This window comes from Mesorhizobium sp. B2-4-6 (genome assembly GCF_006442775.1).
Classification (GTDB): domain Bacteria; phylum Pseudomonadota; class Alphaproteobacteria; order Rhizobiales; family Rhizobiaceae; genus Mesorhizobium.
The window spans coordinates 249,512-261,708 of record NZ_VFVI01000002.1 but is presented as its reverse complement, the minus strand read 5'-3'; the positions used below and the strand labels follow the sequence as shown (position 1 = coordinate 261,708).

The 12,197-nt window shown below is 64.0% G+C and carries 12 protein-coding genes; 8 read left to right on the top strand and 4 right to left on the bottom strand.

Annotated features, from left to right (window positions below):
• Positions 1-15 precede the first annotated feature (15 nt).
• From tpiA to FJ957_RS07110, 5 genes are all read left to right on the top strand, one after another.
• Positions 16-783, top strand: coding sequence for a triose-phosphate isomerase (tpiA, locus tag FJ957_RS07130; RefSeq protein WP_140830028.1), 768 nt, complete (start codon positions 16-18; stop codon positions 781-783).
• A 147-nt stretch (positions 784-930) separates the two neighbouring features.
• Complete coding sequence (gene secG / locus FJ957_RS07125; RefSeq protein WP_140830026.1) at positions 931-1,443, top strand: preprotein translocase subunit SecG; 513 nt, start codon at positions 931-933, stop codon at positions 1,441-1,443.
• Between the two features lie 214 nt (positions 1,444-1,657).
• Entirely contained in the window at positions 1,658-2,785 is a 1,128-nt protein-coding gene (locus FJ957_RS07120) for a L,D-transpeptidase (RefSeq protein WP_140830024.1), read from the top strand.
• 206 nt (positions 2,786-2,991) lie between these two features.
• Positions 2,992-4,629 carry a CTP synthase gene (locus tag FJ957_RS07115; RefSeq protein WP_140830022.1) on the top strand — a complete coding sequence of 546 codons (1,638 nt, stop codon included), beginning with the start codon at positions 2,992-2,994 and terminating at the stop codon, positions 4,627-4,629.
• Positions 4,630-4,652: 23 nt separating this feature from the next.
• Complete coding sequence (locus tag FJ957_RS07110; protein ID WP_140830020.1) at positions 4,653-5,198, top strand: DUF1697 domain-containing protein; 546 nt, start codon at positions 4,653-4,655, stop codon at positions 5,196-5,198.
• A gap of 67 nt (positions 5,199-5,265) precedes the next feature.
• Here the strand turns inward: FJ957_RS07110 and FJ957_RS07105 are convergent, their stop codons facing one another.
• Complete coding sequence (locus FJ957_RS07105; RefSeq protein ID WP_140830017.1) at positions 5,266-6,723, bottom strand: NCS1 family nucleobase:cation symporter-1; 1,458 nt, start codon at positions 6,721-6,723, stop codon at positions 5,266-5,268.
• 295 nt (positions 6,724-7,018) lie between these two features.
• Between FJ957_RS07105 and FJ957_RS07100 the strand changes: the two genes are divergently transcribed.
• Positions 7,019-7,321 carry a DUF982 domain-containing protein gene (locus FJ957_RS07100; protein WP_140830015.1) on the top strand — a complete coding sequence of 101 codons (303 nt, stop codon included), beginning with the start codon at positions 7,019-7,021 and terminating at the stop codon, positions 7,319-7,321.
• 202 nt (positions 7,322-7,523) lie between these two features.
• Entirely contained in the window at positions 7,524-8,531 is a 1,008-nt protein-coding gene (gene dusA, locus FJ957_RS07095) for a tRNA dihydrouridine(20/20a) synthase DusA (protein WP_140830011.1), read from the top strand.
• A gap of 7 nt (positions 8,532-8,538) precedes the next feature.
• Here dusA and FJ957_RS07090 read toward each other — a convergent pair whose 3' ends face one another.
• Positions 8,539-9,243: a TIGR02281 family clan AA aspartic protease gene (locus FJ957_RS07090; protein WP_140830009.1), complete on the bottom strand. Its 705-nt coding sequence runs from the start codon at positions 9,241-9,243 to the stop codon at positions 8,539-8,541.
• Positions 9,244-9,253: 10 nt separating this feature from the next.
• Positions 9,254-9,484, bottom strand: coding sequence for a DUF1289 domain-containing protein (locus FJ957_RS07085; protein WP_140830006.1), 231 nt, complete (start codon positions 9,482-9,484; stop codon positions 9,254-9,256).
• Between the two features lie 165 nt (positions 9,485-9,649).
• On the opposite strand from FJ957_RS07085, the gene FJ957_RS07080 reads away from it, so the two are divergent.
• Positions 9,650-10,645, top strand: a complete 996-nt coding sequence (locus FJ957_RS07080; RefSeq protein WP_140830004.1) for a nicotinate-nucleotide--dimethylbenzimidazole phosphoribosyltransferase — start codon at positions 9,650-9,652, stop codon at positions 10,643-10,645.
• Positions 10,646-10,661: 16 nt separating this feature from the next.
• Here FJ957_RS07080 and FJ957_RS07075 read toward each other — a convergent pair whose 3' ends face one another.
• Positions 10,662-12,185: an ATP-binding protein gene (locus tag FJ957_RS07075; RefSeq protein WP_140830002.1), complete on the bottom strand. Its 1,524-nt coding sequence runs from the start codon at positions 12,183-12,185 to the stop codon at positions 10,662-10,664.
• Between the last annotated feature and the right edge of the window lie 12 nt (positions 12,186-12,197).

Genomic DNA, 12,197 nt, shown 5'->3' with positions numbered 1-12,197 from the left:
CGGAGAACGCGCCCCATGACCCCTGGAATCCGCCCGCTTGTCGCCGGCAACTGGAAAATGAACGGCACCAGCGCCTCGCTCAACGAACTGCGGTCGATCGGCAACGGGTTCATGAGCGGGCTCGACGCGGAGACGGAAGCGCTCGTGTGCGTGCCGGCGACGTTGCTCCAGCGCGCCGCCGAGATCCTGTCGCGGACGCCGGTGCGGGCCGGTGGAGAGGATTGCCATCCCAAGGAGAGCGGCGCCTTCACGGGCGAGATTTCGGCCGAGATGCTCAAGGATGCCGGCGCGAGCCACGTCATCGTCGGACATTCCGAGCGCCGCGAACTGTTCGGCGACGACGATGCAATGGTCCATGCCAAGGCATCGGCGGCCTGGCGGGTGGGACTGGTGGCCATCATCTGCATCGGCGAGACGCGCGCCGAGCGAGAGGCGGGCGCCACGCTCGATGTCCTATCGCGCCAGCTTGACGGTTCCGTGCCGGCGAGCGCCACCCCCGCCAACACCATCATCGCCTACGAGCCGGTCTGGGCCATCGGCACCGGCCTGACGCCGACCGCCGCCGACGTCGCCGACGCGCATGCGCATATCCGGGGCAAGCTGACGGCGCTGCTCGGCGATGCCGCGGCCAGGATGCGCATTCTTTATGGCGGCTCGGTCAAGCCCTCCAACGCGGTGGAACTGCTCGGCGTCGAGAATGTCGATGGCGCGCTGGTCGGCGGCGCCAGCCTGAAGGCGGCCGACTTCCTGGCTATCGCGGAAGCATACATGAACATGGCTTAGGCTCATGCAGCATAAATCGTTGTAATGGCCGCATTGCTTCCCATATTCCCGGCCACGGGCTTGGAAATGCCGCCAAAGCATTGTAAGGAGCCGCCTCCAAATCATCGGTCGTATGCGCGGTCGCGCAAGGCCTCGCCAGGATAAATTATGGAAACCGTACTGATCGTCGTCCACCTCATGGTCGTGCTTGCCCTTGTCGGCGTGGTGCTGCTGCAGCGCTCCGAAGGCGGCGGCCTGGGCATCGGCGGCGGTTCCGGTTTCATGACCGCGCGGGGCGCCGCCAACGCGTTGACCCGCGCCACCGCGATCCTGGCGGCGGCCTTCTTCGTGACGTCGTTGGCGCTGTCGATCATTGCCCGCTACGGCGAAAAGCCGATCGACATCCTCGACCGTCCAGCAACGTCGAGCCAGGGTAACGGCGTGCTCAACCAACTGCCGGGTTCCAATGGACCGGTGGGCAGCTCGCAACCCGCAGCCCCGGCCGGCGGCTCTGCTCCCGCGGCTCCGGCTGGCGGTGCGACGACCACCACGCCGCTTGCCAATGGCACCACCGCGCCTGCTCCGGCCACAACGCCTGCTCCGGCGCCCGCGAATCCGACCACCGCGCCGGCGGCCAACGGCGTCACCTTGCCGGTCACCCCTCAGGTTCCGAACCAGTAGCCGGACAAGCTCCGGGCCGCGATCTGTTGTTCTTTGAACACAGTCGCGGCAAATGCGCGCCCGATCACGAAGATTCAACCGGGCGTGGCGCCTGCCTCAGCTTGAGGCGATGACGGCTAATCGATTATAGATTGCCCGCGGCACTTTTCGGCGTCCTTGGGGGGCGCCGGGCGACGCCGTGGGCAACTTGCATTTGAACGATCGGATCTTCGCCATGCAGCTTCGCAGCTTCATCATTTTGGGAGTCTGTGCCGTCCTCGGCATGGGTTCCGCGGCCATCGCCGGACCGGCAAACATGGTCTCTTCACCGTCGGTAGAGAAGACCGACGCAATTCCTGTCGCCGCCAAGAGCGACGCATCGCAGTTGAAGCTTCTCAAGAAGAAGAAAAATCCGACCTCTGACGATCTCGCGCAGATCGGCAAGCTCGAAGCCAAGATCGCCGCCGACAAGCAGGAGGCAAAGGATAAGGCGCTCGAGGCTCGCAAGATGGCAATGCGCGAGGCCGCCAAGGCCAAGGCTGACGCGGCGCGCCAAGAATGGCTCGCCAAGAAGGGTACGGCCGCGCCGGCTGAAGTCGCCGACGCCAAGCCTGCCAAGAAGACCACCAAGATCATCGCGCCGCTGGAGCCGGTCGGGCCGATCATCCCGGTCAAGGCCGAGGAGCCTGTCCCGGCTGAGGTCATGAACATCGCCGCCACTGGCAACAACGGTGAACTGCGCAGTGAGCAGCCCGGCCAGAAACAGGCGAGCAGCGGCGGTCTGTTCGACGGCCTCTTCGGCGGCAGCGCCCAGACGTCTTCGATCAACTATCTGCCCGAGACCCGCGCGCTCGATTCGGCGCTGGCCAAGAAGGACGCCAAGCGACCCTTCAAGGTGAAGCCGGAATTCGTGCCGCAGGACGTCGCGTTCTCGGGCTATGAGCCGGGCACGATCGTCATCGATACCACTGCTCGTCGCCTTTACCTCGTCGAGAGCTTTTCGACGGCGCGGCGCTATGCCATCGCGGTCGGTCGCGAAGGGCTGCAGTTCAAGGGCACCGTGGCTGTCGGCGACAAGCAGGAATGGCCGCGCTGGATCCCAACGCTCGACATGCAGAAGCGCGAGCCGAAGCACTACGGCCAGTACAAGGACGGCATGAACGGCGGCGGCCAGAACCCACTCGGCGCGCGCGCCATCTACCTCTATGACGGCAAGAAGGACACGCATCTGCGCATCCATGGCACGATCGCGCCGCAGTCGATCGGAACCAGCGCCTCGAACGGCTGCTTCCGCATGATCAACGAGCACGTCATGGACCTCTACAGCCGCGTCAGGATCGGCACCAAGGTCGTTATCATCTAACGATCTCCATCAAACTGCCAAAAGGGCCGGCGACGCCGGCCCTTTTGTTTTGAATCTTTGCCTTGAAGCATGTCGTTCCCCCAAACCGTTCCATGCTTTTGGGCGACATGCTTCGGGAACGGCTCTTTGCGAGCACCCGCGCCATTAGGGAAAAAGCCTTTGCGGCGGTTTTTTCTCTGGCGGAATCAATCAGGCCGCGTTAAGCGATGACTCCCATGGCGCGATATGTATTCATCACAGGCGGCGTGGTTTCCTCACTCGGAAAAGGCATCGCCGCAGCAGCTCTTGGGGCTCTTCTGCAAGCGCGAGGCTATCGCGCGCGAATCAAAAAGCTCGATCCTTATCTCAATGTCGATCCCGGGACGATGTCGCCGTACCAGCATGGCGAAGTGTTCGTGACCGATGACGGCGCCGAGACCGACCTCGATCTCGGCCATTACGAGCGCTTCACCGGGCGCTCGGCGAACCAGCAGGACAACATCACCACCGGCCGCATCTACAAGAACATCATCGAGCGCGAGCGGCGAGGCGACTATCTCGGCGCGACTGTCCAGGTCATCCCGCACGTCACCGACGAGATCAAGCATTTCGTGCTGGACGGCAATGACGACTACGACTTCGTGCTGTGCGAAATCGGCGGCACGGTCGGCGATATCGAGGCGATGCCGTTCCTGGAAGCGATTCGCCAGCTCGGCAACGACCTGCCGCGCAACAACGCAGTCTATGTGCATCTGACGCTGATGCCCTACATCCCGACCGCCGGCGAATTGAAGACCAAGCCGACGCAGCATTCGGTCAAGGAACTGCGCGGCATCGGTATCGCGCCGGACATCCTTCTGGTGCGCGCCGACCGGCCGATCCCGAAGGAAGAGCGCCGGAAACTTTCGCTGTTCTGCAACGTGCGCGAAAGCGCCGTCATCCAGGCGCTGGACGTGCCGCATATCTACGACGTGCCTCTGGCCTATCACCAGGAAGGCCTCGATTCGGAAGTGCTGGCGGCCTTCGGCATCGACCCGGCGCCGAAGCCGCGCATGGAGCCGTGGCAAAAGCTTTCCAACCACATCCACAATCCGGAAGGCGAGGTGACGATCGCCATCGTCGGCAAGTACACCGGCCTCAAGGACGCCTATAAATCGCTGATCGAGGCGTTGTCGCATGGCGGCCTCGCCAATCGCGTCAAGGTCAAGCTCGATTGGATCGAAAGCGAGATTTTCGAGAAGGAAGATCCGGCGCCGTGGCTGGAGAAGGTGCACGGCATCCTTGTTCCCGGCGGCTTCGGCGAGCGCGGTTCGGAAGGCAAGATCCTGGCGGCAAAGTTCGCGCGCGAACGCAAGGTGCCTTACTTCGGCATCTGTTTCGGCATGCAGATGGCTTGCATCGAGGCGGCCCGCTCGCTGGCGGGTGTCGACCATGCATCGTCGACCGAGTTCGGCCCGACCGACGAGCCCGTCGTCGGCCTTATGACCGAGTGGCTGAAGGGCAACATGCTTGAGAAGCGCAGGATTACAGGTGATCTCGGCGGCACGATGCGGCTTGGCGCTTATCAGGCCGAACTCGCCAAGGGCTCGAAAATAGCAGATATCTATGGCGACACGCAGATTTCCGAGCGCCATCGGCACCGCTACGAAGTCAACATCGACTACAAGCAGCGGCTCGAGGATTGCGGCCTGGTGTTTGCCGGCATGTCGCCCGACGGCGTGCTGCCGGAGACGGTCGAATATCCCGACCATCCCTGGTTCATCGGCGTGCAGTATCACCCCGAGTTGAAGAGCCGCCCGCTCGACCCGCATCCGCTGTTCGCGAGCTTCATCTCGGCTGCGGTGGATCAGTCGCGGCTGGTCTGAGCGATCGGTTGGCGAACCGTGCCATGCGGACTTACGTCGCGCTGCTCTACAGCATCGTCCTCGGCGAGGGGCGGCGGGTCGTCATGTCGGACCTCAAGGCGATGGCCGAAAGGATCGGCCTGAAGAATGTCCGAACGCTGGTGGCGACGGGCAATCTGGTCTTCGAGGCGCGGACGGCCAAAATTTCCGATCTCGAGCATCGGCTGGAAAAGGCCTTCGAAGAAACTTTCGGCCGCCATGTCGATATTATCGTGCGCGGCGCGGAGGATTGGTTGAAGCTCGCGGCCGGCAATCCATTCCCGGACGATTCCGCGGACGCCGCCGACCAGGTGGCGGTGCGCGTCATGCGCAGGCCGGCGCCCGTCGAGGCCGCCGCAGCGCTCCATGCCTACGCCGCCGAGGACGAGAAGGTGCTTTTGGTCGACGGCGATATCTGGGTGGTCTTTTCCCGTGAAAGACCGAGCTCGCGCCTGCTCACGGCAGCAAGCCACAAGCGCATGGGCATCGGCACGTCGCGTAACTGGAACACGGTGCGGCGCTTGGCGGAGATGGTAGGCAGTAGGCAGTAGGCAGTAGGCAGTAGGCAGTAGGAGAGTGTTCTCTATTGCCTAAGCCCTGCTGCCTACGGCCTCATTTTCAAGCCTTCGCCACCTTCGCACCCGCACCGAGCGCCATGGTGCGCAGCACGTAGTAGACGGCGCCCGCGATGGCCACGCCGAAGAACCAGCCATAGACGCCCCACCAGGACGGCAGCCAGTTGGTGAAGTTGGGCAGGATCGAGGAGAAGATGGCGCCGATGCCGGCGGCGATGAAGGCGTTGACATGCCAGCCGCTCTGGAAACGGAACTCGCCGTCCTCGCGATAGAGCGCATCGACGTCGACTTCGCTTTTGCGGATCAGGTAGTAGTCGACCATCATCACGCCGAAGATCGGTCCCATCGTCGCGCCGATGACGTTGACGAAGGAAGCGGCACTGCCTTCCCATGGCGCGAAGGGATAGAGCACCAGGGCGATCAGTGCCGCGATGTAGCCGCCCTTCTTGAAGTCGATCTGGCGCGGGAAGACGTTGGAGAAGTCGAACGCCGGCGAGACGAAATTCGCCACGACGTTGATGCCCAGCGTCGCCACCGCGAAGGTCAACGCGGCGAGAGCGGCCAGGAACCAGCTGTCGAACTTGGCCGAGATCTGGTCGGGATGGAGCAGCACTTCATGGTAGACGTCATAAGCGGCGATCGTGGTGACGCCGGCCACCAGCGAGAACAGGATGAGGTTGACCGGTAGGCCCCATATGTTGCCCTTGCGCAACGCCGCCTTGTCCGGCGCGTAGCGGGCGAAATCGCAGAAGTTGAGGTAGAGCGCCGAGAAATAGGTCACCCAGATCGCCGCCACCGCGAACAGCGCGGTCCAGGAACCGGGCTCGCCCGGAACGCCGGCGTCCTTGGTCTTGTCCAGCAGCACATCCATCGGGATGTCGCTGGTGAAGGCGAAAGTGCCCGACTTGACGCAAAGATAGATGGCCAGGATTAGCATCATGATCCACACGGCCGGGCCGGCCCAGTCCTGGAAGCGGCGAACGGTTTCCATGCCCTTCTGGATGATCAGCAGCTGCAGCGCCCAGATGATGACGAAGCAGATCACCTCCAGGGTCGAATGTCCCAGAAGGTGCGAACTCTTGTTGAACTCGTCGAACCATTGCAGGCGCGTCAGCAGCGCCACGATGGCGCCCGAAGCCGCGGCCGTCTGGGCGCCGTACCAGAAGCAGGCGACGATCGCGCGCACCAGAGCCGGAACGTTGGCGCCCCAGATGCCGAAGGAGGCGCGGGCAAGCACGGGGTAGGGCACGCCGGTCTTCACGCCGGCATAGCCGACCATGTTCATCAGCGCGTAGATGATCAGCGAGCCGATGCCGATGGCGATGACGAAGTTGACGAAGCCGCCGCAGAACAGAAACAGGCTGGCCGCCAGGTAGTAGCCCCAGAGGCTGTGGACGTCCGAGGTCCAGACGTTGAAGATCGAAAACGGTCCCCAGTTCCTGACCGTTGCCGGAGCCAGATCCTCGTTGTAGAGGTCAGGCGATGCGCCTTGAATGGTCATTGCAGGTGTTCCCCTTGTTGCAAAACGCGCCCTCACGCGTTTGACCGCAGAGGTTAAGCCTGAGACCGGGGAACCGGCAAGCAACCCATTTGCCGGCTTTCGCCTTAAAGATATTCAATGAGAATCGCCGTATTCGACGGCTTCGGACCGAACCGAGCTGAGTCGCCAAGCGGTTTTCGCGCAGGCCGGCCGGTTCCGAATTTTTTCCGACAGCAACCAAATTTGTTTGGAACCGATCCATAAGACGTGCGTTTAATGAAGTTCGGCTGCTCTGCGGCGGACCGGGAGGATAACGATGGATCGCTTGCATTTCTTTACCCCAGTGCGAATCGCGCGTGGGCAGGGACATCCTGTGGAGGAAGTCGATAGCGTCTCCGAGGCGATGGTGTTCCTGCGGAAATGGCCAACGGGCAGACGTGGCCCAGTCTATCAATGCGCGCTGAATTGCTGCGCGGCGGCTGTGTCGGGCAAGATGTCGGCCGAGGAAGCGCGCAAAGCCTTTGTCGGCTTTGCCCGCATCACCCGGCTGCTCGACGACGACATGGCGCTGCCGCTGGGTGGCGCGTCGATGGACAATGTCTACGCCTTGAGGCGTTAGGCTAAGCCGATTTTTGGCAAATCGAGAACGCCGCGCCTGACCGGCGCGGCGTGTAGTTTATTGTTTTGCATCCTGACACGGTCGAGATGCCTTCGGCTTCGTCTGTTGCGCAGTTCCTGGGGCACCCGGTAGGAAATCGCTGCGAAATCGCTTATGTGAGCGGGTGCCTCGTTGATGGAGGCTCTCGGAACCGCCGGACGCGATGGAAAAGAGCAGCGATTACAAAAAGGTGCGGCTCGCCATAGCACCAATGATGGACTGGACGGATCGGCACTGCCGGTTCTTCCATCGCCAGTTGACGCGCCGGGCTCTGCTTTACACCGAGATGGTTGTGGCCGATGCCGTCATCCATGGCGCTCGCGAGCGGCTGCTCGGCTTCGACGACGCTGAGCATCCGGTGGCTCTGCAGCTTGGCGGGTCGGATCCGCAAAAACTCGCCGAGGCGGCGCGGATCGGCGAGGCCTTCGGCTATGACGAGATCAACCTCAATGTCGGCTGCCCGTCGGACCGCGTCCAGTCGGGGACGTTCGGCGCCTGCCTGATGAAGACGCCGGCCCTAGTCGCCGAGTGCGTCGCGGCGATGAAGGTAACGGTGAAAGTCCCCGTCACGGTCAAATGCCGCATCGGCGTCGACGACCAGGATCCCGAACCCGCTCTCGATACGCTTGCCGATGGCGTGCTCGCCGCGGGCGCCGACGCGCTCTGGGTGCATGCCCGCAAGGCCTGGCTCGAGGGGCTGAGTCCCAAGGAGAACCGTGAAATCCCGCCGCTCGACTATCCGCGCGTCTACCGGCTGAAGGCCAGAAAGCCGAACGAATTCATCGGCATCAATGGCGGTATTCAATCGCTCGCCGAGGCGTCGGCTCATCTCGGGCATGTCGACGGCGCGATGCTCGGCCGCGCGGCCTATCACACGCCCGGCATCCTTGCCGGCGTCGATGCCGCCTTCTACGGCGAGGCGCCCGCCGCCTTCGACCATGCGGCGCTGATCGACGCCATGGCCGGCTACGCGGCTCGCCATATCGAGCGGGGCGGGCGGCTCGGCCACATTACGCGCCACATGGTCGGACTGTTCCACGGCTTGCCTGGCGCGCGCCGCTTCCGGCAAATCCTGTCGACGGATGCGAACAGGCCTGGCGCCGGGGCGCAGGTGTTGAAGACCGCGTTTTCCGCAATCGATTTCGCGGCGGCGGAAGCCGAGGCGGCCTGATCTTAGGTCAGTCCCGCAAAATCATGCGGTCGCCGCGCACGTCGAAACCCGACAATGAGCCGATGAAGTTCATGCCGAGCAGGCTTTGATCCAGCATGCCGGGCGCGGCGACCATCACCGACATGTCCTTGCGCACGATGCCGCCGATCGCCACCTGGTCGGTCCTGACGGTCGCCGCGCGCGCCATGCCGTTGGCGGTCGAGACGTCCACGCTGTAGCTGAGCGCCGCCGGGTTGAAACCCGCGGCCTGAGCATCTTCGGACGTCAGCACCGTGCTGGTCGCGCCGGTGTCGACCACCGCCCGCACCGGCGTGCCGTTGACCAGGATGCGGGCCTCGAAATGGCCATTGTCGGCCTTGTCGAGCGTGACGGTCGGGCGGCCATTCTCCACGCCTAAAGCCAACGGGCTGCCCGGGACAAGGCCGGCGGTGACGCGACTCGCGACGTCCTGCAGTTCGTAGCGATACTGATAGCCGGCGATCAGCACGAGGATCAGTGCGGCCCAGACACCGATATTGCGCGCCATGTCGCCCACCGGCCGGCCGGAGCGGAGCAGGCTCGCCCCGATCACCATCACCAGCACGCCGACCCAGATCAGCCGGCCGAAATCGTTGTTGGCCATGCCGAAGGTGTGGCCGGCCGAATTGTTGAGCATCAGCAGCACGACCCCGGCGCCGATCACCGCCATGACGATCCAGAACAGCCGGTTCATCGGTTTCTTCTCACAAAACGCCGCGCTCGCGCGCCATGCGGCTACGCCGGGTTTCACGACGCGGCCGCCGCTCGACCGTTTCGAGACGCGCCGGCAATTCGGACATCACCGTCCGGCGCGTTTCGGGTGTCATCGTCAGCCAGCCGGAAATCTCGTCGCGCGTGCGGCCGCAACCGAAACAGAAGCCGGTTTTCATATCGATCGAACAGACCAGGATGCAGGGGGATTCGATAGCGGACATGCTGTTCTCTTGGCTTTATTCCACATGGTGCAACCGCCGGGGCAATGCAAGCCCTTCGCAATACGCCGCAAGGCGACGCGTTCGCGGCATCGTCAGGCGGTTGTGCCGGCTGGAGAAGGGGGCTATGCCGCTTGCGATTTCCGCAACGGACCGCGACCGACATAAATGACCGCAACGCCTTTCGACGATTTCCGAAGCCTCCTGGCAGGGTTGCCGCCTGCCGATGACGCGGCGGCGGCCCGTGTCCGCGCGCTGTTTGCCAAAGCGGAAAAGCCGAAGGAATCGCTCGGCCGCATCGAGGACATCGCGGCCTGGATTGCCGCCTGGAGCGGACGCGCGCCACCGGCGATCAACCGGCCGCTGATGGCGATCTTCGCCGGCAATCACGGCGCCGTCAGGTACGGCATTTCGCCGCGTCCGGTGTCGGCGACAGCCAATGAGGTCGAACTCTGCGCCGCCGGCGGCGCCGCGATCAACCAGGTCTGCGTTGCCAACGATCTCGGCCTGAAAGTCTTCGACCTCGCCTTGGACATTCCCACGGGCGACGTCACCGAGGAAGCCGCGCTCGACGAACGCGGCTGCGCCGCGACCATGGCCTTCGGCATGGAGGCGGTGGCGGGCGGCGCCGATCTTCTGTGCCTGGGCGATCTCGGAGTCGGCAATTCGACGATCGCCGCCGCTCTTTGCGCCGCGCTGTTCGGCGGCAACGGGGCCGATTGGGTTGGGCCGGGGTCGGGCGCCGACGCTGCGATGACCGCGCGCAAGGCTGAGGTCGTCGATCAGGCGCTGGCATTCCACGGTCTGGGTCTGGGCGATCCGCTTGAGGCCTTGCGCAGGGTCGGCGGGCGCGAGTTCGCGGCGATCTGCGGCGCCATTCTGGCGGCGCGCATGGAGAAGATTCCTGTCCTGCTCGACGGGTTCGCGGCGACCGCGGCGGCCGCTGCCCTTTACGCGACCAATCCTGGCGCGCTCGATCACTGCCTGCTTGCCAGCCTGTCGCCGGAGCCCGGCCACGCCAAGGCTGCCGAACGGCTCGGACTGCGGCCGCTGCTCGATTTCGGCATCAGCCATGGCGAAGGGGTAGGGGCCGCTCTCGCCGCCGGAATCGTCAAGGCCGCGGCGTTGACCAGTTCCGGCATGGCGATGGCTATCCGGCTTTAGAGCCACAGGGGTTGCCTCAGCGGCGCCCCCGCGCCGCAACGGTCTTGGTCGGCAAAGCCGGCAATTCTTCCATCACCCGGCTCAACGGGAAAATGGCGATCGCCTCGGTGCCCTCACGCAGCTTGGAATGCAGTTCGAACTCGCCGCCATGCATGGCGAGCAGGCCCTGCACGATCGGCAGGCCGAGGCCGGTTCCCTGTTCGGCGCTCTTGATGGCGATGGAGCCCTGGCCGAAAGCGGAAAGCACTATCGGGATTTCCTCCTCCGGTATGCCTGGGCCGTTGTCCCTGACCGAGATGTACTGACCGCCGCCGGCGGTCCAGCCGACACGTACGCGCACTTCGCCGCCGGACGGGGTGAACTTGATCGAATTGGACAGGAGGTTGAGCGTGATCTGCCTGACTGCGCGCTCATCGGCGAAGAGCCGCGGCAAGGTCTCCTCGAATTCCTGGATGACGCGGATGTCCTTGTTGCGGGCGCGCAGCTCCATCATGTGGCAGCAATCCTCGACGATCGTCAGCAGCACCACCGGCTCCTCGTTGAGCTGGTAGCGGCCGGCCTCGATGCGCGACAAATCGAGGATCTCGTTGATCAGGTCGAGCAGGTGCTGTCCGGACTCGTGCACGTCATGGGCATAGTCGCGATAGGTCGGATTGTTCATCGGCCCCAGCACTTCATTGGCCATCACTTCGGAGAAGCCAAGGATGGCGTTGAGCGGCGTTCTGAGTTCGTGGCTCATGGAGGCGAGAAAACGCGATTTCGCCAGATTGGCGTCCTCGGCGCGCCGCCTTGCCTCGTCCGACATCGATTTCGCCGTTTCCACCTCGGCAATCAGCGCGTCCTTCTCCGAGCGGAAGGACAGCACCATCAACGAGGCTTGGTTGAGGTGTCGCGCGATATAGCCGAAGAAGGGGAGCGCGGCGATGAGCAAGGCCGCCATCGTGGCTTCGATCGGTGTCCAAAGGCGCATGACGGTGTAGACATAAACGGCAACGGGAATGGCGAAGGTCGCGAACAGGGCGCCGCCAAGCGAGGAGGCCATCACGGCGGTGGTCGCCATGGCGATCAGCAGCACCATGGCCTTGGCCACATGGAACTGGTCGATCTGGCAGGTGGCGCAGCCGAACCAGGCGAACCACGCCCAGCCGAGCCCGCAGAGGAAATGGCCGATCAGGAAGTCGCGGCGAGTCTGCACCGGGTCGAGTTCGGCCGCCTCGGTCCGCTCCACGCGACGCGCCATGAAAGCGACGATGGTGTAGCAAAGCAGCGTCGACAGGGCCCAGATTGCGATCTGGCTGTCCAGGCCGGCCAGCCGACCGACGGCCGCTACGGCGAGCACGAGCAAGGGGATCGCGGCCGCGCCGACCACCATGGCGCGCGCATGCAGTTTCAGCAGTTCACGGTCGAAGTCGAGGCTGCCCGCCTGCTGCGAAAGGCGGTCGCGCGTCTTGCGCACCGCGCGCGCCACATCGCTGTTGCGGTGCGGTTTACGGCGGTCCACAATAAATTTATCCGCTGTGTTCGAGCGTTGCAAAGGCATACAGACTTCAAT